The organism is Nonomuraea sp. N2-4H (genome assembly GCF_045291505.1).
In the GTDB taxonomy this organism is placed as follows: domain Bacteria; phylum Actinomycetota; class Actinomycetes; order Streptosporangiales; family Streptosporangiaceae; genus Nonomuraea; species Nonomuraea fastidiosa.
The window spans coordinates 4,999,482-5,022,289 of the sequence record NZ_CP147987.1 but is presented as its reverse complement, the minus strand read 5'-3'; the positions used below and the strand labels follow the sequence as shown (position 1 = coordinate 5,022,289).

22 protein-coding genes and 1 pseudogene are annotated in these 22,808 nt (G+C 72.1%); 6 read left to right on the top strand and 17 right to left on the bottom strand.

Features of this window, described 5'->3' with window-relative positions; all coding sequences use genetic code 11:
- Positions 1-4: 4 nt before the first annotated feature.
- Together WBK31_RS23115 and glnA are read right to left on the bottom strand one after the other, a co-directional pair.
- Positions 5-721 (bottom strand): hypothetical protein, encoded by a 717-nt coding sequence (locus WBK31_RS23115; protein ID WP_364055384.1) that lies wholly within the window; start codon positions 719-721, stop codon positions 5-7.
- Between the two features lie 205 nt (positions 722-926).
- Entirely contained in the window at positions 927-2,351 is a 1,425-nt protein-coding gene (gene glnA / locus WBK31_RS23110) for a type I glutamate--ammonia ligase (protein ID WP_364057524.1), read from the bottom strand.
- A 229-nt stretch (positions 2,352-2,580) separates the two neighbouring features.
- Here glnA and WBK31_RS23105 point away from each other — a divergent pair, with 229 nt between their 5' ends.
- The 3 genes from WBK31_RS23105 (at position 2,581) to WBK31_RS23095 (ending at position 4,661) form a co-directional block, all read left to right on the top strand.
- Positions 2,581-3,042, top strand: coding sequence for an RDD family protein (locus WBK31_RS23105; RefSeq protein WP_364055381.1), 462 nt, complete (start codon positions 2,581-2,583; stop codon positions 3,040-3,042).
- Positions 3,043-3,105: 63 nt separating this feature from the next.
- Positions 3,106-3,726 (top strand): helix-turn-helix domain-containing protein, encoded by a 621-nt coding sequence (locus tag WBK31_RS23100; RefSeq protein ID WP_364055378.1) that lies wholly within the window; start codon positions 3,106-3,108, stop codon positions 3,724-3,726.
- Positions 3,723-4,661 carry a hypothetical protein gene (locus WBK31_RS23095; RefSeq protein ID WP_364055375.1) on the top strand — a complete coding sequence of 313 codons (939 nt, stop codon included), beginning with the start codon at positions 3,723-3,725 and terminating at the stop codon, positions 4,659-4,661. The genes WBK31_RS23100 and WBK31_RS23095 overlap by 4 nt, the downstream gene beginning before the upstream one ends.
- On the opposite strand, the gene WBK31_RS23090 is transcribed toward WBK31_RS23095, so the two are convergent.
- The 15 genes and pseudogenes from WBK31_RS23090 to WBK31_RS23020 all read right to left on the bottom strand — a co-directional run bounded on the left by WBK31_RS23090 (position 4,642) and on the right by WBK31_RS23020 (position 20,355).
- Entirely contained in the window at positions 4,642-5,406 is a 765-nt protein-coding gene (locus tag WBK31_RS23090) for a methyltransferase domain-containing protein (RefSeq protein ID WP_364055372.1), read from the bottom strand. The genes WBK31_RS23095 and WBK31_RS23090 overlap by 20 nt on opposite strands.
- Complete coding sequence (locus tag WBK31_RS23085) at positions 5,406-6,086, bottom strand: DUF4191 domain-containing protein (protein WP_364055369.1); 681 nt, start codon at positions 6,084-6,086, stop codon at positions 5,406-5,408. The genes WBK31_RS23090 and WBK31_RS23085 overlap by 1 nt, the downstream gene beginning before the upstream one ends.
- A 68-nt stretch (positions 6,087-6,154) precedes the next feature.
- A complete protein-coding gene (locus WBK31_RS23080) occupies positions 6,155-8,530 on the bottom strand; it encodes a glycoside hydrolase family 3 C-terminal domain-containing protein (RefSeq protein ID WP_364055366.1) in 2,376 nt (791 codons plus the stop codon).
- Between the two features lie 148 nt (positions 8,531-8,678).
- Positions 8,679-9,473 carry an alpha/beta fold hydrolase gene (locus tag WBK31_RS23075; protein ID WP_406673114.1) on the bottom strand — a complete coding sequence of 265 codons (795 nt, stop codon included), beginning with the start codon at positions 9,471-9,473 and terminating at the stop codon, positions 8,679-8,681.
- Complete coding sequence (locus tag WBK31_RS23070; protein WP_364055360.1) at positions 9,470-9,856, bottom strand: VOC family protein; 387 nt, start codon at positions 9,854-9,856, stop codon at positions 9,470-9,472. The genes WBK31_RS23075 and WBK31_RS23070 overlap by 4 nt, the downstream gene beginning before the upstream one ends.
- Before the next feature lie 98 nt (positions 9,857-9,954).
- Positions 9,955-10,911: a helix-turn-helix domain-containing protein gene (locus tag WBK31_RS23065; RefSeq protein ID WP_406673113.1), complete on the bottom strand. Its 957-nt coding sequence runs from the start codon at positions 10,909-10,911 to the stop codon at positions 9,955-9,957.
- A gap of 113 nt (positions 10,912-11,024) precedes the next feature.
- Positions 11,025-11,955, bottom strand: a pseudogene (gene lipA / locus WBK31_RS23060) (lipoyl synthase).
- 42 nt (positions 11,956-11,997) lie between these two features.
- A complete protein-coding gene (locus tag WBK31_RS23055; protein ID WP_406673112.1) occupies positions 11,998-12,786 on the bottom strand; it encodes a hypothetical protein in 789 nt (262 codons plus the stop codon).
- Entirely contained in the window at positions 12,783-12,977 is a 195-nt protein-coding gene (locus tag WBK31_RS23050) for a hypothetical protein (protein ID WP_406673111.1), read from the bottom strand. Before WBK31_RS23050 ends, WBK31_RS23055 begins: the two co-directional genes overlap by 4 nt.
- Positions 12,978-13,061: 84 nt before the next feature.
- Positions 13,062-13,754 (bottom strand): lipoyl(octanoyl) transferase LipB, encoded by a 693-nt coding sequence (gene lipB / locus WBK31_RS23045; RefSeq protein ID WP_364055348.1) that lies wholly within the window; start codon positions 13,752-13,754, stop codon positions 13,062-13,064.
- Positions 13,755-13,791: 37 nt separating this feature from the next.
- Positions 13,792-14,529 (bottom strand): peptidase E, encoded by a 738-nt coding sequence (locus WBK31_RS23040; protein ID WP_364055346.1) that lies wholly within the window; start codon positions 14,527-14,529, stop codon positions 13,792-13,794.
- A 39-nt stretch (positions 14,530-14,568) separates the two neighbouring features.
- A complete protein-coding gene (locus WBK31_RS23035) occupies positions 14,569-15,462 on the bottom strand; it encodes a TIGR01777 family oxidoreductase (RefSeq protein ID WP_406673110.1) in 894 nt (297 codons plus the stop codon).
- Positions 15,463-15,982: 520 nt separating this feature from the next.
- Complete coding sequence (sucB, locus tag WBK31_RS23030) at positions 15,983-17,431, bottom strand: 2-oxoglutarate dehydrogenase, E2 component, dihydrolipoamide succinyltransferase (RefSeq protein ID WP_364055341.1); 1,449 nt, start codon at positions 17,429-17,431, stop codon at positions 15,983-15,985.
- Positions 17,432-17,469: 38 nt separating this feature from the next.
- The gene (gene lpdA, locus WBK31_RS23025; RefSeq protein ID WP_364055338.1) at positions 17,470-18,834 is read right to left on the bottom strand and encodes a dihydrolipoyl dehydrogenase; all 1,365 of its coding nucleotides are present in this window, start codon (positions 18,832-18,834) and stop codon (positions 17,470-17,472) included.
- 51 nt (positions 18,835-18,885) lie between these two features.
- Positions 18,886-20,355 carry a leucyl aminopeptidase gene (locus tag WBK31_RS23020; protein WP_364055335.1) on the bottom strand — a complete coding sequence of 490 codons (1,470 nt, stop codon included), beginning with the start codon at positions 20,353-20,355 and terminating at the stop codon, positions 18,886-18,888.
- Positions 20,356-20,460: 105 nt separating this feature from the next.
- Here WBK31_RS23020 and WBK31_RS23015 point away from each other — a divergent pair, with 105 nt between their 5' ends.
- Genes WBK31_RS23015 through WBK31_RS23005 form a run of 3 tightly spaced genes read left to right on the top strand, consistent with a single transcriptional unit; the run spans position 20,461 to position 22,765 of the window.
- Positions 20,461-20,808, top strand: coding sequence for a GntR family transcriptional regulator (locus WBK31_RS23015; protein WP_406673109.1), 348 nt, complete (start codon positions 20,461-20,463; stop codon positions 20,806-20,808).
- Positions 20,805-21,764, top strand: a complete 960-nt coding sequence (locus tag WBK31_RS23010; protein WP_406673108.1) for a hypothetical protein — start codon at positions 20,805-20,807, stop codon at positions 21,762-21,764. The genes WBK31_RS23015 and WBK31_RS23010 overlap by 4 nt, the downstream gene beginning before the upstream one ends.
- On the top strand, positions 21,761-22,765 hold the full coding sequence (locus tag WBK31_RS23005) for a CPBP family intramembrane glutamic endopeptidase (RefSeq protein ID WP_364055326.1): 1,005 nt from the start codon (positions 21,761-21,763) through the stop codon (positions 22,763-22,765). Before WBK31_RS23010 ends, WBK31_RS23005 begins: the two co-directional genes overlap by 4 nt.
- Positions 22,766-22,808: the final 43 nt, after the last annotated feature.

Below are 22,808 nucleotides of genomic sequence, written 5' to 3'. Positions count from 1 at the left end.
CGGCTCAGCCGAAGCGCGTCGTCCACTCGCCGGGCAGCTCGGCGCGGACCCGATCGAGGGCCTCCACGGTGCGGGCCCGGACCTGGATCATGGCGCCGTCATCGCGGATGATCACGTCGCGACCGGCGTACCAGCGGATGCCAGGCGCCGCCTGAGACGTCGGATAGTCAGGCAGCGGCAGCCGCGTGAAGCGCCCCTCCAGTACGCCGCCCTCGTCATCGTCCAGCTCCCTGCCGTCGGCGAGCTCCTCCGGCGAGACGAGCGACTCCGACAGCACCATCTCCACGCAGGCGTGCGAGAAGCGGTCGAGCCAGCCGTCCCAGCTCTCGGAGGCCTTGTCGGCGAGGTCCAACCGGATCATCACCGGGGGATCGGGCCGCTCCAGCTCGGCGAGCGGAATGCCCCAGCGAGCCGCGCCCTGGCTCTCGACGCGGAACACCAGCGCCTTGTCGACGATGTGCAGCTCATCGGGGCCGAGGAGAACGTCCTGCACCCCGACCAGGTCGGTGCGGCGGCCGAAGAGCCCGTACGCCTCGCGCAGCGCCACGGGCAGGCGCACGCCCAGCCGCGCCTCGGTGGCGTCGAGCTCGGGCTCGGACCAGCCGTCGCCGTCGGCCGGCGGCGAGCCCCACGCCGCCGCGAACCCGCGGATGAACCGCCACGCCCCCTCCCGGCCGGCCATCGCCGCCGGGAACTCCCGGATCACCTCGAAGCCCGTCATGCGCCGAGAGGGTAACGCCACCCACCGACAATCGAGCATGAGAAGGCCTCGCGGCGAACGCCCGGAGGCCCGGGGCGAGGCACATCTCCTCGCCCCGGGCCTCCGGGGTTCACGACCTGTGGCGGACGACCGCCGCCCACGCGGACGGGGCGGCACCGGCCGGACGCCGCGCGCCGCCCGCAGCGGGCCGGCGTGCGGCGGCCGATCACACGTCGTAGTAGAGCTCGAACTCGTGCGGGTGCGGGCGGAGACGGATCGGGTCGACCTCGTTCTCCCGCTTGTACGACAGCCAGGTCTCGATCAAGTCCGGCGTGAAGACGCCGCCCTCGAGCAGGTAGTCGTGGTCGGCCTCGAGGGCGTCCAGCACCTCGGGCAGCGAGCCGGGCACCTGCGGGATGTTGCGGGCCTCCTCCGGCGGCAGCTCGTAGAGGTCCTTGTCCACCGGCTCCGGCGGCTCGATCTTGTTGCGGATGCCGTCGATGCCGGCCATCAGCATGGCCGAGAACGCGAAGTACGGGTTGCACGACGGGTCGGGCACCCGGAACTCGATGCGCTTGGCCTTCGGGTTGGAGCCCGTGATCGGGATGCGGACGCAGGCCGACCGGTTGCGCTGGGAGTAGACCAGGTTGACCGGGGCCTCGTAGCCCGGCACCAGACGGTGGTAGGAGTTGACCGTCGGGTTGGTGAACGCCAGCAGCGACGGGGCGTGCTTGAGCAGGCCGCCGATGTAGTAGCGGGCGGTGTCGGACAGGCCCGCGTAGCCGACCTCGTCGTAGAAGAGCGGCTGGCCGTCCTTCCACAGCGACTGGTGGCAGTGCATGCCGGAGCCGTTGTCACCGAAGATCGGCTTCGGCATGAACGTCACCGTGTGGCCGTACTCGAGCGCCGTGCTCTTGATGACGTACTTGTAGAGCATCAGGTTGTCGGCGGTCTTGAGCAGCGTGCCGAACTTGAAGTCGATCTCCGCCTGACCGGCGGTGCCGACCTCGTGGTGCTGCATCTCGACCTCGATGCCGGCCTCGATGAGGTTGCGCACCATCTCCGAGCGCAGGTCGGTGAAGTGGTCCATCGGCGGCACCGGGAAGTAGCCGCCCTTGTAGCGCGGCTTGTAGCCGAGGTTGCCGCCCTCGGTGGCCTTACCGGTGTTCCAGGCGCCTTCGATGGAGTCGATGTAGTAGTAGCCGGCGTTCGCCTTCGTCTCGAAGCGCACGTCGTCGAAGATGTAGAACTCGGCCTCGGGGCCGAAGTAGACCGTGTCGGCGATGCCCGTGCCCTTGAGGTATTCCTCCGCCTTGCGCGCGACGTTGCGCGGGTCGCGGCTGTAGGCCTCACCCGTCAGCGGGTCGTGCACGAAGAAGTTGATGTTGAGCGTCTTGTGCTGACGGAACGGGTCGAGCACGGCGCTGGAGGGGTCGGGCAGCAGAAGCATGTCGGACTCGTGGATCTGCTGGAAGCCGCGGATCGACGAGCCGTCGAACATGAGTCCGTCGGTGAAGACGCTCGCGCTGAAGTTCTCAACCGGGAAGGTGAAGTGGTGCGTCGTCCCCGGCAGGTCGGTGAACCTGACATCGACGAACTGCACCCCTTCGTCGCTGATGAACTTCAGGACGTCGTCGGCGGAGTTGAACACTCTCAAACCTCCCTGGGGACTGGCCACTCATGCGAAAGCTAGGGCGTAGCGGTTTCCGCATGGTGTCCCGCTTGTTTCGCACGTGTTACGCGCGGTCTGCCTGGTCACAGGGCGTGCGGGCGGCCGCTCACGTCTCCCCGGGCGGCGAGTCGTCCCCGTCGCGGCGGACCGGAGTGCGGCGCGCGCCCTGCGATTCGGACCGCCCCTGCCTGCGGCTACCGTGGAGTCCATGAGCAGCAAGGAGCCTCGGTGGACGCAGACCTGGCTGGGCGGCGTCCGTTCCGCAGGGGTCGATCTCGGCTACCCGGGTGAGCGCCTGGGGCTGCCCCAGGAGGGCAGCGGGTCGGTGTCGGGATGGGGGCGCAGGATCGGCGCGCTCGTCATCGACTGGATGATCTGCACGTGGGTGGTGGTGCAGCTGCTGCTCAGGATGAACCCCGCGGAGTCGCCGTGGGCGCCGGCGCTCGTGTTCGCCGTGCAATACCTGCTGCTCGTCGGCTTCATGGGGCAGACGTTCGGCCACCGGCTCATGGGCATCAGGGTCGCCGCGATGGACGGCGGCGACCCGCGCTGGCTGCCCGTCTTCGTCCGTACGGTGCTGCTCAGCCTGGCCATTCCCGCCGTCATCTGGGACCGCGACCACCGCGGCGTGCACGACCGCGTCTCCAACACGGTCGTCGTCCGCATGTAGCGCCCGAGCCGCAAAAACCGTACTGGGTATGATTTTGTACCCGGTAGGGTTTATGCTGTCCGCATGATGATGGCGGGGCTCAGAGAGCGCAAGAAGGAGCAGACCCGGCAGCGCATCGCGGAGACCGCGCTGCGGTTGTTCGCCGAGCACGGCTACGACGCGGTGACCGTCAACGAGATCGCCGAGGCGGCCGGGGTCGCCAAGGTGACGCTGTTCGCGTACTTCCCCAGCAAGGAGAGCCTGGTCCTCGACCAGATCAAGGACGACTACGCCGCGGTCGTGCGGAACCGGCCCGAGGGGATGCCGCCGCTCGGCGCGCTGCGCGAGCACTTCAGGGGCATCGCCAGGCGCGGCGTCGAGGCGCCGGTCGAGACGCTGCTGACCAGGGTCCAGGTGATCGCGTCCAGCCCCGCCCTGCTGTCGGGGGTCTCCCAGACGAACATGAGCGAGCGCGAAGAGCTGGCCGCCGCGCTCGAAGCCGCCATGCCGGACGCGGGCGTCGTGCCCCGGCTCATGGCGGCGCAGATCACCGCCGTCATCACCACGCTCCAAGAGACGTTCTTCCAGCGGCTGGTCAAGGGTGAGTCGCTGGAGAAGGCGGTGCGGCTGCTGGAGGACGAGGTCGAGCTGGCCTTCGACCTCCTCGAACGCGGACTTTCCTGGCAGGAGGGGACTGACTCATGAAGAAGGGCATCAACTATGACACCGGCTTCCTGCCGGGCGACGACCTGTCGCGCAAGAGCTTCGACCCCGCCGCCGTCGCGCGGGAGATGCGCGTCATCGCCGATGACCTGCACTGCCAGGTCGTCCGCGTCTCAGGCCGCGACCCGCACCGGCTGGCCGTCGCCGCCGAGCGGGCCGCGCAGGCCGGCCTCGAGGTCTGGTATGCGCCGTTCCCCGTCGACCTCACCGCGGACGAGATGATCGACCTGTTCGCCGAGGCGGCCGGGCAGGCCGAGTCGCTGCGCCGCGACGGCGCCGAGGTCGTGTTCGTCACCGGCTGCGAAATCACCGCCTTCGGCCCCGGCTACATCGAGGGCGAGACCTACCGCGACCGTCTCAAGGCGATGGGGGCGGGCGACGTCGCCTGGTGGACGGAGCTCTTGCGGGTCATGCCGCGCTTCAACGCCTACCTTGCGCGGGTGGCCGAGGTGGTGCGGGAGCGCTTCGGCGGGCGGGTGACGTACGCGGCGGGGCCGTGGGAGCTGGTGGACTGGGCGCCGTACGACATCGTGGGCGTGGACGCCTACCGCGCCTCCTACAACGCCCACGACTTCACCGATGAGCTGCGCGCCCGCTTCGAGTACGGCAAGCCGGTCGCCGTCACCGAGTTCGGCACCTGCCCCTACCGGGGAGCGGGCGAGCTGGGCGGCATGGCCTGGGCGGTGCCCGAGGGCGCGGTGCGCGACGAGGGCGAGCAGGTGCGTTACTTCACCGAGCTGATGGACGTCTTCGAGGCCGAAGGCGTGGACACCGCCCTGTGGTTCACCTTCGCCGCCTACAACCGCTTCGGCGACGACGACCTCGGCTCCTACGGCGTCGTCACCATGCTCGACGAGACCCGCTGGCGGCCCAGGGAGCTCTTCCACGCCATGGCCGCTAGATATTCGCGCAGCTGAAGATGGCCGTGCCCGGAATGTGGCGGCCGCGCAGCGGGCTCCAGCCGCCCCACACCCGCTCATGGCCCTCCGGCCACTCGGGCTCGATCAGCCCGGTGATCGTCAGGCCGGACGCCACCAGCAGGTTGACCCAGTCGGCCATCGTCCTGTGGTGCTCGACGTAGGTGAGCCTGCCGTGCTCGTCGCGCTCCTCGTACGGCGACCGGTCGAAGTAGGAGCGGTCGGAGGTCAGCCCGCGCGGCCCCGGATCGTCGGGGAACGCCCACCGGATCGGGTGGCTCACCGAGAACACGAACCGGCCGCCGGGCCGCAGCACCCTGCGCACCTCGCGGAAGACCGCCAGCGGGTCGGCCACGAACGGCAGCGCACCGTAGGCCGAGCAGGCCACGTCGAACGCCGCGCCGGCGAACGGCAGCACCTCGGCGTCGGCCTGCACCACCGGCACGGACACCCCGGTGTCGAGGTCGATGCGCTGGGAGTGGCGGAGCTGGCGGTGCGAGATGTCGAACGCCGCCACCCGCGCACCCTGCGTCACCAGCCAGCGCGCGCACTGGGCGGCGCCGCAGCCGATCTCCAGCACCCGCCGCCCGCGTACGTCGCCGAGCAGGCCCGCATCGGCCTCGTCGAGTCCTTCAGGCCCCCACACGAAGCCGGTGTCGCGCAGGAAGTCGCCGTGCTCGACCTGGTAGTCGTCGGCGTTGCCGTCCCACCAGCCGCGGTTGGCCCGCGACGAAGGCGACAGCACTAGCGCATCTTGGGGCCGCGCGGGATGCGGGCGCCCTTCGGCATCGGGCCCTTCGGCAGCGGCATGTTGCGCGGCAGCGAGCGCAGGCGGTCCTTCACCTCGTTGACCGACGGCTTCTTGAGGTTGCGCGGCAGCTTCATCAGGTGGCGCTGCAGCTTGGCCAGCGGCACCTGGCCCGGGCCGTCGCCGCACTGCACGTCGTAGATCTCGACGCCGAGCACCACGCGCGAGATGCGCTGCTTCTCGGCCTTGAGCAGCTTCGCCACCCGGTTGCCGGGACCCTCCGACACCAGCACCACGCCGGGATAGCCGACCACGAGGTGCACGACGTCCTGGTCACGGTTGGCCGCGATGGCGGGCGTGACCTGCCAGTTTCCGCGCATGCCCTGCAGCACGGCCGCCGCCGCGCCCTTCTGGCCGTCGAGGAGGGAGTATTGCGCCTTCTGGGCGAACTGCCCGAAGACCACGAGCCCGACCGTGAACGCGGCCAGCAGGCCGATGAAGATCGAATACCACAAGTAGTCCGTGACCAGACCGATCACGACGACCACCGCCAGCGTGCCCACCGCCGAGAGGAAGACGATCGGCATCCCCTTGGGGTTGGCCTGCTTGATGATCTGCGCGATCATGCGGAGCTGCTTGATGCGCCCCGGCTTCTCTGGGTCCTCGGACTTTGCCATGCTCAGAAGGATACAAACCAACAGGTGCAGGAGAGAAAACGCGGCCCCTGCCGTTTTTCCCTTGTGACCTAGATTTTCACCGTTGCCGCCAGGGGGAGGTCCGCCGCGTTACGCCCGGCGCGTACGACGTGCTCGCCCTCGACGGTCCGCCAGCCGCCGTCCCACACCTGAAAGGCCCGCTCGGGCAGGAACATCGTGGTCACGACCGTCTGCCCCGGCTCCGCCTCGACCACGTCGAACGCGGCCAGCCGCCCCCGCGCGTACACCTGCACGACCTCCCGGCCCGCGCGGTCGCCCGTGTTGGTGACCGAGACGGTGACGCTCGTGCCCTCGGCCGCGATCGCGTCGTACGACCAGGTCGTGTAGCCGAGCCCGTGCCCGAACCAGAACGCCGGCGACCCCTCCCACGCCCGGTAGCCGATCTCCTCCCCGTAGACCAGCCGCCCGTCCACCGGCCTCACGTCCGGCACCGGCGCGTCGGACAGCCGGCGCGGCCACGTCGTCGGCAGCCGGCCGCCCGGCTCGCCGTCGCCGAACAGCACCTCGGCCAGCGCCGCGCCCGCCTCCTGGCCGGGGAACCAGGTCAGCAGCACCGCCGCCACCTCCTCCAGCCACGGCATCTCGACCGGCGCTCCCGCGTTGACCACCACGACCGTGCGCGGGTTCGCCGCCGCCACCGCGCCGACCAGCTCGTCCTGCCTGCCGGGCAGCCGCAGGTCCCGCCGGTCGAACCCCTCGCTCTCCACCTCCGGCGTGGTCGCCACCACGACCACCGCGACGTCCGACTCCGCGGCCACCCGGACCGCCTCGGCCATCAGCTCGTCGTCGCTCGGCGCGGGGTCCGCGTGGCCGAGGGTGAGCGACACGAACGGCAGGCCCGCGAGCGTGCCCGCGGGGTGCGTCAGCGCCAGCTCGTACGTCCTGCCCGCCTCCATCGGCACCCGCACCCGGCGCTCCGGCGGCGTCAGGAACCCCGCCGGGTCGCCGTGCTCCGGTTCGAGCCGCTCGTCCATGACCACCGCGCCGTCCACGGTGAGCGTGAACGCGCCCACGCCCGCCGCCGACAGCTCGTGCGCCCCGGAAGTCTCCGCCCGGTACGCCGCCCGCAGCCGCACCGCGGCCAGCCGGTCGGCGTCCACGCCCGGCGGCAGCCCGCCCAGCCAGCGGCACTCGCCGTCGGCCACCTGCTGCTCGGCCAGCACCGCACCCGCCCCGTCCAGGAACTGCGCGGTCAGCGGGCCGGGCAGCGGGGCCAGGCGGATGCGGGGGTCGGTGCCCGTCGCGTACCTGACCTCCGTACGCTCCGACAGCGCCGCCAGCGGCGAGACGACCCGCTCGGGGTAGACCTGGGCGCTGCCGCCGCCCATCGCCCGCGCGTGCCGGGCGGCGGCCCCGATGAGCGCGATCGTCGTGCCCGGCGCCAGCGGCAGCACGCCGTCGTTGACCAGCAGCGTGCTCCCGCGTACGGCCGCCTCCCGCGCCAGCGCGGCCCCGTCGATCGCCTCATCCGTACGGACGGAAGCCGCGCCGGCCGGGGGAGTGGCAGTGCCAGGGGGAGCTTGAGTGCTCAGGGGCACCGGGTCGCCCGCAGGCGTGCGAAGCGCGCCGACGCGGGCGGCCAGGCGGAGGATGCGGCGGACCCGGTCGTCGATCGCCGACTCCGGCACCCGCCCCTCGCGGACGGCCCGCTCAAGCCGGGAGCCCCACGGACTGTCCGGGCCCGGCATGGCGACGTCCGTGCCGCCCAGCGCGGCGGCCTCGGTGGAGCGGACGGCCGTCCAGTCCGACACCACGAACCCGTCGAACCCCCACTCGCTCTTCAGCACGCCGTGCACCAGCTCGGCGTTCTCGGTCATCGTGGTGCCGTTCACCGAGTTGTACGCGCTCATGATCCCCCACACGCCCGCCGCCACCACGCGCTCGAACGGCCGCAGGTACAGCTCGCGCAGCGCCCGCTCGCTCACCCGGACGTCCAGGGTGAGGCGGTCGGTCTCGGAGTCGTTGGCCACGAAGTGCTTGGCCGCGGCGGCGACCCCGCCCTCCTGCACGCCCTCGACCAGCGCGGCGCCGATCTCACCGGTCAGGTACGGGTCCTCGGAGAAGTACTCGAAGTGCCGGCCGGCGAGCGGTGAGCGGTGCAGGTTGAGCACGGGGGCGAGGAGCACGTGCACGCCCTTGCGGCGCGCCTCCTGAGCGAGCAGCCGGCCCGCCCGCCTGACCAGGTCCACGTCCCACGTGGCGGCCAGCGCGGTGGGGCTGGGCAGGGCGATCGAAGGGTCGCCCGAGCGCCACTGCCTGCCGCGTACGCCGATGGGCCCGTCGCCCATCACGATCGCGTCGAGCCCGATCTCGGGCAGCGGCGGCAGCGACCACAGGTCGGCACCGGTCAGCAGGCGGATCTTGGCGGAGAGGTCGAGGCGGGCGAGCAGCGCGTCGAGGTCCACGACCCCAGTGTCCCTCGCGCACCGCCCGCCCGCAGTCTGTTTTCCGCCGGCCCCGGCCCCCGTCTCGGCGCCCCAGGCCGCCGGGTTCCGCCACCGGCGGCACGTCGCGCGATCGGCCCTGCCCCGCCGTCGCCCCCGCCGTCCGGCGTCACGCCGCCACGAAGAACTCCAGCAGCTCGGGCACCAGCGCCTCGGGCGCGACGTTGTGCGCCTGACCAGGCAGCACCCGCCGCACCGCGCCGGGCACCGTGGCCGCCACCGCCGCGCCCGCGTTCACCATCCAGCCGGGGCTCGCGCCCCCGTTGAGCACGAGCGTCGGCTGCGTGAGCCCGGCCAGGCGCGCGGCGGGCAGGGCGTTGCCAGGACCCAGCACCGCCGCCTCGTACACCAGCGTGTGCGCAAGCGCCTCCATGTCCGCCCAGGACGGGTGCTCCCGCATCCCGGCCAGGACGGGCTCGGGCACCTCGGCCGCCTCCACCATGAACCGCTCGACCACCTCGCCCCGCCGCCCGGCCGCGACGAGCGCGGCGAGCTGCTCGGCGAAGTCGGAGGGCAGCGGGGGAGCGCTGTCGTCCACGTGGTACGGCGGCTCCCACACCGCCAGATGCGTGACGCCGGGGAGCACCATGGCGGCCTCCAGCGCCAGCGCCGCGGCCGACGAGCCGCCGAACACCCTGGCGGTCCCGCCCGCCTCGGCGATCACCGCGGCCAGGTCCTCGATCTCCCGCTCGACCGCGTACGGTGCGGTGTCGCCGCTGCCGCCCCGCCCCCGCCGGTCGTAGGAGTACACCGTGAACCAGCGGGACAGCCCGTTCGCGATGGCCGCCATCGTCGGGTCGCTCCGGTCCGCGAACGCGCCCTGGACCAGGACCACGGCGGGGCCGGAGCCGTGGCGGTCGCAGGCGATGGGCGTGCCGTCGGCCGAGCGTACGACCGTGCTCACTGCGCGGGCTGAACCAGGCACAGCGCCTCCCAGTGGTGGCCGTCGAGGTCGGCGAAGCCGCGCTGGTAGCGCACGCCGTCTTCCTGCCGCACGCCCGCCGGGGTGGCCCCGGCCGCCAGCGCCTTGTCCACCAGCTCGTCCACCTGCGCCGGGTTCTCCATGCCGAGCACCAGGATCGCCTCGGTGCTCGTGCCGGCGTCGGCGATGTCCTTGGTGGTGTACCGGGAGAACACCGGCTCCTCAAGCAGCATGACCTGCGTCTTCTCACTGATGATCAACGACGCCATGCCCTCGGCCATGCCGAACAACTCGAAGCCCAGGCTGGTGAAGAACTCCGTGGACTTGGCGAGATCCTTCACGGGCAGATTCACGAAAAGCTGCATCGCTGAGGTCCCTTCTTCTCATCGCGCCTTCTCAGCTGTGTCGATCATGCCGGGCGCGGGACCCGCGGTCTTGCACGTGAGTGCCAGGAGATTGACGTTCAGCGCACGGCGTTGGCACGGCGGAACTCGGCGGGCGGCACGCCGTACGTACGCCGGAACAACCTGCTGAAGTGCGCCGAGTCGGGTAAGCCCCAGCGCGCGCCGACGGCGCTGACCGGCTCCGCGCCGCCCGCGAGCAGGTCGGCGCGGCAGCGTTCGAGCCGCCGCCGCCGGATCCACGCGGCCACCGTCGTGCCCTCGGACTCGAACAGCCGGTGCAGGTAGCGCACGGAGATGTGGCAGGCCGCGGCGATGGTGGCCGGGTCGAGTTCCGGGTCGCCGAGCCGCTGCTCGATGAAGGCGTGCACCTGCGTCAGCAGCGCCCGCCGCCGCGCGTCGTCGGGCAGCTCGTCCGTACGCCCCGCGCGCTCGGCCACGGCGGTGCCGATGAGGTCCATCGCCACCGTGGCCAGTCTGGCGGCGCTGTCGGGCCGGTAGGTCGCGTGGTCGTCGGCCACCCTGCGCAGCAGCGGCGCGGCCAGCGCCCCCGTGCCCGAGCCGCTGTCGATGGGCATCGCGGTGAACGGCGCCACCCGCCCTTCGGGCAGCGCGAGCAGGTCCCGCGGGAAACTGAACACGGCGAGCCGCACAGAGGCGTCGTAGGCCAGCTCGTACGGCCGCCCGAAGTCGTAGATCGCGAACTCGCCCGCGCCGAGCCGCGCCTGCCTGCCGTCCTGCTCCAGCCGGACGCCGCCCGAGAGCACCAGCACCACCCGGTAAAGGTCGGGGTCGTCGCGGCGGATCAGCCCGGGTGTGCGGTGCATGCTGTGGGGCGTGGAGGCGCGCACCCGGCCCACGCTCATCGGCCCCAGCCGGCCCAGCTCGATCTCGCCGCGCAGCGGCGCGCCGGGCGCGATGCGGGTGTCGAGCGGTCCGAGCACGTCGCACACGATGCTCCGCCACGTCTGGTGGCGCTCTTTGGCGGGCAGGTCGCTCGTACGGAACAGCATGGCCATGCGGTATCCCTCGCGAACACGGTCGGCTGCGCCGACATCGTAACGACGCCGCACCTGCCCCGCACACGGGCATGATCAGGCCCCGGGACGCGCCCGGGGCCTCAGCTGTTCGGTCAGGCGGTCTGCCTGGCCTCGATGGCCTGCTTGTAGAGCCAGGCCCGCGCGGTACGACGAGCGCACCAGCGGACCCGACATCACGCCGGCGAAGCCGATCGCCTCGGCCTCGGCCTGCAGCTCCACGAACTCCTCCGGCTTGACCCACCGCTCCACCGGGTGGTGGCGCGGCGTCGGCCGCAGGTATTGGGTGATCGTCAGCAGGTCGGTGCCGGCCTCGTGGAGGTCGCGCATGGCCTGGAGGACCTCCTCGCGCGTCTCGCCCATGCCCAGGATCAGGTTGGACTTGGTCACCAGCCCGGCCTCGCGGGCCATGGTGAGCACGTTGAGCGAGCGCTCGTAGCGGAAGGCCGGCCTGATGCGCTTGAAGATGCGCGGCACGGTCTCGATGTTGTGGGCGAACACCTCCGGCTTGCTGGAGAAGACCTCCTCCAGCTGCTCGCGCTTGCCGTTGAAGTCGGGCACCAGCAGCTCGACGCCGCAGTCGGGGAGCAGCGCGTGGATCTGCCGGGCGGTCTCGGCGTACAGCCAGGCGCCGCCGTCGGGCAGGTCGTCGCGGGCGACGCCGGTCACGGTGGCGTACTTCAGGCCCATCTGCTGGACCGACTCGGCCACGCGGCGCGGCTCGTCGCGGTCGTACTCCTTGGGCTTGCCCGTGTCGATCTGGCAGAAGTCGCAGCGGCGGGTGCACTGGTCGCCGCCGATCAGGAAGGTCGCCTCGCGGTCTTCCCAGCACTCGTAGATATTGGGACAGCCCGCCTCTTCACAGACCGTGTGCAGGCCCTCCCGGCGCACGAGCGATTTCAGCTCGGTGTATTCGGGGCCCGTCTTCAGCTTGGTCTTGATCCACGGGGGCTTGCGCTCGATAGGGGTTTCGGCGTTACGCACCTCCAGGCGGAGGAGCTTTCGGCCTTCAGGAGCAACGGTCACCTCTTCAGCTTACGTCTCCTGGCAAAACGCCCGGGTCGAGGGTCAGGAGATGAGGCCGAACCCGCGAACCGCCCGCGCGTAGTGACCGGTCAGCTCCTCGTCGATCCGTTCCGACTCCTCCACGCCGAGCAGCTCCGACGGCGGCGGCGCCGGGAGCACGCCGTCATCGGTGAGCTGGAACTTCGTGAGCGCCGTACGCCTGATCGCCGCGACGCTCTCGCCGCGCAGCGCCGCCGCCTGCATCGGCGCGAGATAGCGGCCGCCCGCCGCCTGCTCGTCCAGCTCGGCCAGGTCCTCCTCGGGCACCGCCCGCCTGGCCAGCGCCCGCTGCCTGGCCCGGACCCGTGGCTCGCCCGAGCGGGCCAGCCACGACAGCGCGTACCACAGCAGCAGCACCGGGACGCCCAGCACGCGGCCGAGCACCCGGCCGAGGAAGCTCGCCACGTCGTACGGGGTGTCGGGGGTCTGCGTGCCGCCCAGCGCGTACGCGATGCGTTCGCCGGCCGCCTCCCTTGCCGTCAGCGGCGCGGAACCCATCAGGGCGTCGCGCCAGGCGTCCAGCGTGGCCAGCGCCTGGCGCACCACCCGCTCGTCGCCGGTCGGCAGCCGCGCGTACGCGGCCGCGAGCAGCGCCACCCGCTGGCGGGGCGGCAGCGCCAGCCACAGCGGCAGCCCGACGAGCAGGACCGGGGTGCGGGCCACGCCGATCCGGTCGTAGGAGGTCACCGGGCTGAGGTCGACGAGCGCGATCGCGCGCGGCGGCCGCACCCCCATCCTGGCGGCCACCCGGGCGGCGACCGCGTACAGCTCGGGCGCGCTCGCCCGGCTCACCGGCTCGGCGCCGGCGGCATCCGGCCCAGCCGGGGACGCAGCGCCCACCCGACGGCCAGGCAGAGCAGCCCCAGGAGCCACCACAGGACCGACCCTGGGTCCCGCACGATGATCCAGCCGCCCAGCACGACGAACGCCAGCGTCAGCAGATGGACCACGAGCGCGAGCGCGAGAGCGGTGAGGCGCTTCACAAGCGGATGGTAAGCAGAACCGCCGCGAACCTTCCGCTGCTTTTTCGTGCCGATTCGGTCACCGGGGTCGCTTACCGGCCTGAACTACCGCCGTAGCAGATCTTCTTCGTGGAGATCGAACGGCTGCTTGCCGAGCGCCTCCGCCAGCCGCTTCTCCGCGATCGGCATGACCTCCTCGACCACGATGCGCCGGCCCGTCTCGGCCGACAGCGAGGAGACGCCCACGTCGGGGATGCCGCACGGCGTGATGCGGTTGAACCAGCTCGGGTCGTTGGCGCAGTTGAGCGCGAACCCGTGCATGGTGACGCCGCGCGACAGCCGCAGCCCCACCGCGCCGAGCTGACGGTCGGGCAGCCCGAGCGCGGGATCGCCGGACGCCCACACGCCCGCGCGCCCCTTCACCCGCCGGGCGGTCACGCCGAAGTCGGCGCACACCTGGATCATCGCGTCCTCGAGCCGGCACGCGTAGTCGACCACATCGGTGATGGCCACGATCGGGTACGCGACGAGCTGCCCGGGGCCGTGCCACGTCAGCCGCCCGCCCCGATCGACGTCGACGACCGGGGTGCCGTCGGAGGGCCGCTCATGCGGGGCCGTACGCTTGCCCGCCGTGTAGACGGGCGCGTGCTCGAGGATCAGAACGGTGTCGGGAAGCTCGCCGGCGACCCGCTTGCCGTGCACCCAGCGCTGCAGCGACCAGGCCTGCTCGTAGGGGACGTCGACTCCGAGACGGACGATGGCGAGTGCGTGGGGATCGTCCCCGGGGATGGGGCGCATGAGCCTATTGTGCCGTTCCCTCACCCTTGAAGGGTAATCAGGGGGTCAGCGACCGCGGCTCGATCCTCAACTCCTTTACCCCATCCGTACCGTCACGCTCCACCTTGTACGCATATCCGCCCGGCGCCACGCTCACCGCCTGGATGAACTCCGTGCCCACGTAGTGCAGCGCCACGCCCTCGTCGGCCGCGTACGCCTCCGGCAGCTCGCCCGAGGCCACCGACGCCTGCAGCAGCGGCCGCCGCTGCGGCTCGGAGTCGTAGTGGACCCCGCACGCGTAGGGCAGCAGCCCCATGCCCTCGGCCCACACCCGCAGCTCGGGCCCGAAGGAGTCGGTGTTGCCGCCGACGTGCCAGCACAGCGCGCCCGCGCTCTGCCCCGACAGCACCACGCCGGACCGCCACGCCTCTTCGAACGCCTCGTCAAGCCCGTGCAGCCGCCACAGCGCCATCAGGTTCGCCACGCTGCCACCGCTGACGTAGATCATGTCCTGGTCGAGCATCCAGGCGCGCGGGTCCTCCACGTTCGGCATCGGGAAGACCGTCAGGTGGCTCACCTCGACGTCCCAGCCGGCGAACGCGCCGTACATCTTCAAGATCCAGTCGGCGGAGTCGCCCACCGCGGTGGCCACCAGGCCCAGCTTCGGCCGGTCCTGGCCGGTGAGGTCGAGGCCGTAACGCAGCAGCCCGCTCGCCTCGATCTGGCCGTGCCGCTTGCTCGGGCGGAACGACCCGCCCCCGATCGCCAGGATGTGCGACTGTCCGGACCGGTTCATGTCAGGGATCCCCCACGCTGTGAAAACGATGAACGGCCACTAGAGTACGGCGCGCAGCGCCTCGTCGATGCTGGTATGGGCGAAGCGGTACCCGCCGTCGAGCAGCTTGGCCGGCCGGAGGCGGTGGCTCGACAGCAGCCCCTCGCGGGCGAACTCGCCGAGCCCCGCGGCCAGCGCGAACGCCGGCACCGGGATCGGCATCGTGCTCTTGCGCATCGCCTTGCCGAGCGCGCGGGTGAACTCCGCGTTGGTGACGGGGGAGGGCGAGACGAGATTGACCGGCCCGGCGATCTCCCGCTCGGCCAGCAGGTGCAGCACCGCGCCCACCCAGTCGTCCAGGCTGATCCACGACCAGTACTGCCTGCCCGTGCCCAGCGGCGCGCCCAGGCCCAGCCGGAACAGCGGCAACATCCGGGCCAGCGCGCCGCCCCGCCCGCTCAGGACCAGCCCCGTACGCAGGAACGCGGTCCTGATGCCCGCCTCCTCCGCCCACGCCGCCGCGCCCTCCCACCGCTCGCACAGGTCGGCCAGGAAGCCGCGGCCCTTGCCCTGCGCCTCGTCCACCACCCGGTCGCCGGTGTCGCCGTAGAAGTCGACGCCCGAGGCCGACAGCAGCACCTCAGGCGGCCTGTCCAGGCCGCGCAGGGCGTCCACCAGCACCTGCGTACCCTGCACCCGGCTGGCGAGCAGCTCCCGCTTGTACGCCGGAGTCCAGCGCCGGTCGGCGATCGGCGCCCCCGCGAGATGCACGACCGCCTCGGCACCCTCCAGCGGCGCCAGGTCCACTGTCTGCTCGGCCGGCTGCCAGAACGCCTCACCGGCCCCGCGCGGCGGCCGGCGCACGAGCCGGACCACCGTACGCCCCTGCGCCTCCAACGCCTTCACCAGCGCCGACCCGAGCAACCCCGACGCCCCCGTCACGATGATCGCCATACCCGCACCTTACGTCCCACCCCCGCGAAACCGCCCGCTCAACGCGCCCCACCGCACAGGCGGCGGTCGGGGAGGCGCACATGACGGCAACCCCATGGCGGCGCGCGCCGGGCAGACCGGCGGCGGCGAGGTGCTGTCACGCGTCGCGGTGCGGCTTCGCGCCCCTGCGCATCCGGCCCTGGCCGGCCTCCGCACACGCGGACGGGTGCCGAGCGGTGGGGTGGCGGGTTCGCGCGCACCTGGGCGCTCTGCCGTGGCGGGTGGGTCTGCGCGCGGCCTTTGTGCTGATGACGCGCCGAGGGCGGGCCGGCGGCCGCGCGCGCCGGACGGCGTGCGCTGCTCCTGTGCGCCCCCGCGCACTGCCCCGCCGCAGAGGCGCGCCACCCCTGTGCGCTGCCGATGTGCAGGGGCGGGCCGGGCATCCCGCGAAGACCCGGGCAGCGGGACGCCGTGGAAACGCGACGGCCGGGCGGCCCCTCGACGGGGCCGCCCGGCCGGTCAGCGGGCGAGCGCCGCGTGACTACGCGAGGCCGAGCTGCGCCTCGAAGCGGCCCTCCTCCAGACGACGCTTGATCGTCGTGAGGAAGCGGGCGGCGTCGGCGCCGTCGACGAGCCGGTGGTCGTAGGTCAGCGCCAGGTAGACCATCGAGCGCACCGCGATGACCTCGCCCTCGGGCGAGTCGATCACCACGGGCCGCTTGACGACGGCACCGGTGCCGAGCATGCCGACCTGCGGCTGGTTGAGGATCGGCGTGTCGAACAGCGCGCCACGGCTGCCGGTGTTGGTCAGCGTGAACGTGCCGCCGGTGATCTCGTCGGGCGTCACCTTGTTGGCGCGGGTGCGCTCGGCGAGGTCGGCCGTCTTGCGGGCCAGGCCGGCGAGGTTGAGGTCACCGGCGTTCTTGATGACCGCCGCGATGAGGCCGCGCTCGGTGTCGACCGCGATGCCCAGGTGCTCGACGTCGAAGTACGTGACCTCCATGGTCTCGTTGTTGATCGTCGCGTTGAGCTTCGGGTGCTGCTTGAGCGCCTCGATGGCGGCCAGCTCGAAGAACGGCATGAACGTCAGCTTGACGCCCTCGCGCCGCAGGAAGTCCTCCTTGGCCCGCTCGCGCAGCCGGGCGATCTTGGTGACGTCGACCTCGACCACGGTGGTGAGCTGGGCGGCGGTGTGCAGCGACTCGACCAGGCGCTTGGACATCGTCTGGCGCAGGCGCGACATCTTCTCGGTGCGGCCGCGCAGCGTGGTGTCGACCTCGACCGGCTCGGGCCCGGCGGCGACCGGGGCCTGGGCGGCCGGCGCGGCCTGAGCGGGAGCCTGGGCCGGAGCGGCCTGCGAGGCGGCCTGAGCCTGGGCCTTCTCGCGCTGCGCCCTGGCGGCCTCGAGCACGTCCTGCTTGCGGATGCGGCCGCCCACGCCGGTGCCGGTGATGGAGTCGAGGTCGACTCCGTGCTCGGCGGCGAGCTTGCGCACCAGCGGCGTCACGTAGGGGCTCTCACCCGACGGCACTGCGGGAGCGGGCGTGGGCGCCGGCGCGGCCTGCGGAGCAGGCTGGGGAGCCGCCTGCGGCGCGGGAGCCGGAGCCGGCGCGGGGGCCGGGGCGGGCTGCGCCGGGGCGGGCTGCGGGATCGAGGAGGCCGGCTGCGCCGGGGCGGGCTCGGGCTCCGGCTCGGGCTGCGGCGCCGGCGGAGCGGCGGCCTCGGGAGCGGGGGCTGCGGCGCCCGGCTGGCCGTTCTCGTCGATGATGGCGAGCTCGGCCCCGACCTCGACCGTCTCGTCCTCAGCCACGACGATCTTGGTCAGGACACCCGCGGACGGCGACGGGATCTCGGTGTCGACCTTGTCGGTCGACACCTCGAGGAGCGGCTCGTCGGCCTCGACGCGCTCGCCCTCCTTCTTCAGCCAACGGGTTACCGTGCCCTCGGTCACGCTCTCGCCGAGCTGGGGCATCTGTACGGAGACCGGCATCGTTATCTTCTCTCGCGTTCTGGATCTCGAGGGCTGGACTAGTTGTGTACGTGCAGCGGCTTGCCGGCGAGAGCCAGCATCGCCTCACCCATGGCCTCGGACTGGGTCGGGTGTGCGTGAATGAGCTGGGCGACCTCTGCGGGCAGGGCCTCCCAGTTGTAGATGAGCTGGCCTTCGGTGACGAGCTCGCCGATGCGCCGGCCCACCATGTGGACGCCGACGACGGGCCCGTCCTTCTGCGCGATGACCTTCACGGCGCCCGACGTGCCGAGGATCTGGCTCTTGGGGTTGCCCGCGAGGTCGTAGACCTGCTCGACGATCTCGATGCCGCGCTCTGCCGCCTGCTTCGAGGTGAGGCCGACCGAGGCCACCTCGGGGTCGGAGTAGGTGATGCGCGGCACGCCCGCGTAGTCGATGGGCGGCGGGTTGAGCCCGGCGATGTGCTCGGCGACCAGGATGCCCTCCGCGAACCCCGCGTGCGCGAGCTGCGGGGTCGGGATGAGGTCGCCGATGGCGTAGACGCCGGGCACGGAGGTGCGGCAGTACTCGTCCACCACGACGGTGCCGCGCTCGATGGCGATGCCCTGCTCCTCGAAGCCCATGCCGGAGGAGACCGCGCCGCGGCCGACGGCGACGAGCAGCACCTCGGCCTCGAGCGTCTTGCCGCCCGCGAGGGTGACGATGACGCCGGACTCGGTGGTCTTGGCGCTGTCGAAGAAGACGCCGAGCTCGTACTTGATGCCGCGGCGGCGGAAGGCCCGCTCGAGCAGCTTGGAGCTGGACTCCTCCTCGGTGGGCAGCAGGTGGGGCAGCGCCTCGACGATCGTGACCTCCGCCCCGAAGGAGCGGTAGACGCTGGCCAGCTCGACGCCGATCACGCCGCCGCCGAGCACGACCACGGAGGCGGGGACGCGCTCCATCTTGAGCGTGTGCTCGCTGGTGATGACGCGCTCGCCGTCGATCTCGAGGCCGGGCAGCGTCTTGGGCGCGGAACCGGTGGCCAGGACGATGTTGCGGCCCTCGTAGACGTCGGAGCCCACCTGGATCCGGTTGGGGCCGACGAGGCGGCCCTCGCCTTCGACGATCGTCACGCCCGCGGCCTTCAGCAGGCCCTGCACGCCCTTCCAGGCCCGATTGACGATCTTGTCCTTGAAGGCGTGGACGCCCTGGACGTCGATGCCCTCGAAGCTCGCCTTGACGCCGTAGGACTCGCTCTCACGGGTCTCGTCGGCGATCTCGGCGGAGTGCAGCAGGGCCTTCGTGGGGATGCATCCCCTGTGGAGGCAGGTGCCGCCGATCTTGTCCTTTTCGATCAGGGCGACCGACTTGCCCAGCTCAGCCGCCCGCAGGGCACAGGCGTAACCGCCGCTGCCGCCTCCTAGGACGACGATGTCATAGGCCACAGGAAGGCTCCTTGTCGGGGTGTTCGTGATGCCGTCATCTTTTCATTTGTTTCAGATGCTCGCGTGCCGCTCCGCGACTCCGATCAGGGTGCGGGTGAAGGCGCCCGTGCCGCCCTTGGGGATGTAGCCGTACGGCTCGCCCTTGTTGTACGCGGGACCGGCCATGTCGATGTGGGCCCAGCGCACGCCGTCGGGCACGAACTCCTTCAGGAAGATCCCGGCCGCCAGCATGCTGCCCCAGCGCTCGGGCTGGAGGTTGGCGATGTCGGCGACGGCCGAGTCGAGGCCCTTGCGCAGCTCCTCGGGCAGCGGCATGCCCCACGCGCCCTCGCCGGCGGCGCCGGCGGCCTCGACCACCAGCTCCCTGACGGCGTCGTCGTTGGCCATGACGCCGGCGGTGCGCCAGCCGAGCGAGACGATCTGGGCGCCGGTGAGCGTGGCGACGTCGACGATCAGGTCGGGCCGGTCCTCGGCGGCGCGGGCGATGCCGTCCATGAGCACCAGGCGGCCCTCGGCGTCGGTGTCGAGCACCTCGACGGTCTTGCCGCTGTAGCTGTGGATGACGTCGGAGGGGCGCTGGGCGGTGCCGCTCGGAAGGTTTTCCGCCAGGCAGAGGTAGCCGATGGCGTTGACCGGCAGGCCGAGCCTGGCGATGCCGATGAGCGCGCCGAGCACGGCGCCCGCGCCGCCCATGTCGGACTTCATCCAGTCCATGGAGGCCGACGGCTTGAGCGACAGGCCGCCGGAGTCGAACGTGATGCCCTTGCCCACGAACGCGAGCGTCTTGCTCGCCTCGGGGTGGCTGTAGGAGAGGCGGACCAGGCGCGGCGGGTTGGACGAACCCTGGCCGACGCCGATGAGGCCGCCGTAGCCGCCCTCCTTGAGCTGCCGCTCGTCGAGCACCTCGACGGTCAGGCCGGCCTTGCCGCCCGCCTGCTCGGCGAGCTCGGCGAACCTGGCCGGCCACAGGTCGGACGGCGGGGTGTTGACCAGGTCGCGGACCAGTGTGACGGACTCGGCGAGCACGCTCGCGCGCTCGGCCACGCCGTCGCCCTGGCCGGACAGCACGGTCAGCTCGGCGACGGGAGCCTTCTGGTCGCCGCCGGTGCGGTAGCGGGAGAACGCGTACGCGCCGAGCAGGCCGCCGAGCGCGACGGCCTCGGCCTCTTCCGCGGTGCCGGCGGGCAGCGCGAGCGCGGCCCTGGACTGGCCGGCGACGGAGCGCACGGCGGCACCGGCGGCGCGGCGCAGCGCCTCGAGGTCGGGGGAGTCGCCCAGGCCGACGGCGACGAGGAGGGGAGCGGTGACCGAACCGAACGTGGGCAGCTTCGCCAGCTCACCCGCCTTGCCGGTGAAGCCGACGGCGTCGAGCGACGCGGCCAGCTTGCCGCCGAACGCGGAATCCAGGGCCTCGGCGCCCACCGCGGGGACGGGGCCGTCCTGGCCGGACCGGAAGCCGACGATCAGGGCGTCGGTGTCGATGGAGACGGGATCTGCTGAGTTCAGCCGCACTGTGGTCACGTAAACCGATGCTATCCACGGTTTCTGCGTACTCACAAACAGGGGTTCATCCCACGAATCACGGCCGCGCGGTGATCGAATAATGGTGCTAGTGTCATTGGCACCATGTTGCTGACGCTCGATCTCAACGACGCCCGGCCGCTCCACGAGCAGGTGGCCGGCGCGATCCGCCGTGCCATAGGCGAGGGCTCCTACCGGCCGGGCGACCGCCTGCCGCCGGCCTGCGACCTGGCCGGCGCCCTGGGCATCAACTCCAACACCGTGCTGCGCGCCCTGCGCGAGCTGCGCGACGAGGGGCTGCTGGAGTTCAGGAGGGGCCGCGGCGTCAGCGTCGCAGGGCGCGCCGACGGGCGCGCGCTGCTCGTCCAGCGGGCCCGCGAGCTGCTGGAGGAGGGCAAGAGATACGGCTACAGCCGTGACGACCTCATCACCATCCTGGAGGGATTGACGTGATTCCCCGAGCCGTCGCCGCCGTCTGGTGGCTGGCCGTGACCGCCGTGCTGGTCCTGTCGACCTTCGCCGTGCGCGACCGGCTTCCCGATCCCATGGCCACCCACTGGTCGGGGTCCCTGCCCGACGGCTCGAACTCGCTCACGGGACACCTCATCACCAGCACGGCCATCTGGGCGGTGCTCGGCGTGGGCCTGGTCGCGTCGGCCGCGCGGGCGCAGGCCCGCCGCGTGCCCCGGATGACGTGGTGGTCGATGCTGTTCGGGATGGGCACGCTGCTGATCGGCGCCCAGGTCTCGACGCTGGCCGCCAACCTCGACGTCCCCGAGTGGACGGCCGCCACGCTGCCGGGCTGGCACATCCCCGCCGTGCTCGCGGGCATGCTCGCCGTCATGGGGCTGGCCGCCGTGCTCGCCAAGGGAGAGCCCGACGAGCCGTCCCCGGGAAACCTGGAGCCGCCCGTGCTCAAGCTCCGCTCCGGCCAGCGCGCGGTCTGGGTCGGCCGAGTGGTCAACCGCAAGATCACCTGGGCCGTCGTCGCGGCCTTCGCCGTCACCGTGCTGATGGCCGTGTCCGGCCTGCGCGGGCAGGGACAGTCCCTGGTGAGCGCCATCCTCCCGGGCGCGATCATCCTCCTGCTGGTCGGGCTCGCCACCATGGCCGTGTCCGTACGCGTCGGCGACGGCGTGATCAGGATCGGGTTCGGCCCGTTCGGCTGGCCCGCCCGGCACATCAAGCTGTCGGCCGTCGAGTCGGCCTGGGCCGAGGAGCGCTCGCCCGCAGAGACCGGCGGCTGGGGCTTTCGCGGGCTGCCGGGAGCGGCCACCATCATGTTGCGCGGCGGCGAGTGCCTCGTGCTCCGCTACCGTTCCGGTGGGCAGCTCGCGATCAGCATCGACGACGCGGAACGCGGCGCCGCCCTCATCAACGCCCTCATCGCGGAGCGTGCACAGACATGAGAAGACCGCTGCTCGTCTACATCGTCCTCGCATTCGGGCTTTCCTGGGCCGCGACGCTGCCGCTGTGGTTCGGCGACGGGCTCGGCACGCCGCTCAAGGTGCAGGCGCTGGGCGCGCTGATGATGTTCACCCCCACCATCGGCGTGCTCGGCGTGTGGGCCACCACGCGCGTCCCGTTCCGCCAGTGGGCCAGGGAGACCGGGCTCACCCTCGGCGAGCGCAAGGGCCGCACCGGCCGCCTCGTGCTCGCCGCCTGGTTCGGCGTGCCGCTGCTGACGCTGCTCGCCATGGGGATCAGCGCCGCCGTCGGCCTGGTTTCGCTCGACCTCGACACGTTCAGCCTCCTCGCGGAGGTGCTGCGGGCCCGCGGCGCCGAGCCGCCCGCCGACATGACCGCGGTGGCCGTCACCCAGCTCGTGCTGGCGTCGCTGCTGGTGCCCGTGCAGATCCTGATCCCGGCGCTGGGCGAGGAGTGGGGCTGGCGCGGCTGGCTGCTGCCCCGCCTCATCGCCGCCAACGGCGTCGTCGCGGGCCTCATCTACTCCGGGCTCATCTGGGGACTGTGGCACGCCCCGCTCACCCTGCTCGGCTACAACTACCCGCGGCTCGGCTCCTGGGCGGCGCTGGCGTTCATCGGCTTCTGCGCGGTGGCCGGCGTGGCCATCGGGTGGCTGCGGCTGCGGTCGGGCAGCGTGTGGCCCGCGGTGGTGGCGCACGCGTCACTGAACGCCGTCGCCGGGCCCGTCCTGCTGCTCGGCGACGCCGCAGAACCGCCGAACGAGATCCTGGCCGGCATCACCGGCGTGGTCGGGTGGGTGCTGCTCGCCCTGGTGGGCGCGGCCCTGCTCCGCTTCCTCCCGGTGGGCGTCCCGCGCCCCGCCGCACCCGAGGCGGCGGGGCAGTCCGATGAGGACGGGCCTGATGCCGGTGCCGCCGACTCCGACGAGCCGGAGCCCGAATCGGCCGGGTCGGGATCCACCCGTCCCGCCGACGCGGACTGAGGCTCGTGCCACGCGGTCTTGTGACGCGGGCTGAGGTTCCTCG

Bases quoted from the DNA above. Each gene is read 5' to 3' on its own strand.
- WBK31_RS23115 (WP_364055384.1), bottom strand. From the start codon at position 721: ATGACGGGCTTCGAGGTGATCCGGGAGTTCCCGGCGGCGATGGCCGGC.
- WBK31_RS23105 (WP_364055381.1), top strand. From the start codon at position 2,581: ATGAGCAGCAAGGAGCCTCGGTGGACGCAGACCTGGCTGGGCGGCGTC.
- WBK31_RS23100 (WP_364055378.1), top strand. From the start codon at position 3,106: ATGATGATGGCGGGGCTCAGAGAGCGCAAGAAGGAGCAGACCCGGCAG.
- WBK31_RS23095 (WP_364055375.1), top strand. From the start codon at position 3,723: ATGAAGAAGGGCATCAACTATGACACCGGCTTCCTGCCGGGCGACGAC.
- WBK31_RS23085 (WP_364055369.1), bottom strand. From the start codon at position 6,086: ATGGCAAAGTCCGAGGACCCAGAGAAGCCGGGGCGCATCAAGCAGCTC.
- WBK31_RS23070 (WP_364055360.1), bottom strand. From the start codon at position 9,856: ATGCAGCTTTTCGTGAATCTGCCCGTGAAGGATCTCGCCAAGTCCACG.
- WBK31_RS23065 (WP_406673113.1), bottom strand. From the start codon at position 10,911: ATGGCCATGCTGTTCCGTACGAGCGACCTGCCCGCCAAAGAGCGCCAC.
- lipB (WP_364055348.1), bottom strand. From the start codon at position 13,754: ATGCGCCCCATCCCCGGGGACGATCCCCACGCACTCGCCATCGTCCGT.
- WBK31_RS23040 (WP_364055346.1), bottom strand. From the start codon at position 14,529: ATGAACCGGTCCGGACAGTCGCACATCCTGGCGATCGGGGGCGGGTCG.
- WBK31_RS23035 (WP_406673110.1), bottom strand. From the start codon at position 15,462: ATGGCGATCATCGTGACGGGGGCGTCGGGGTTGCTCGGGTCGGCGCTG.
- sucB (WP_364055341.1), bottom strand. From the start codon at position 17,431: ATGCCGGTCTCCGTACAGATGCCCCAGCTCGGCGAGAGCGTGACCGAG.
- WBK31_RS23015 (WP_406673109.1), top strand. From the start codon at position 20,461: ATGTTGCTGACGCTCGATCTCAACGACGCCCGGCCGCTCCACGAGCAG.
- WBK31_RS23005 (WP_364055326.1), top strand. From the start codon at position 21,761: ATGAGAAGACCGCTGCTCGTCTACATCGTCCTCGCATTCGGGCTTTCC.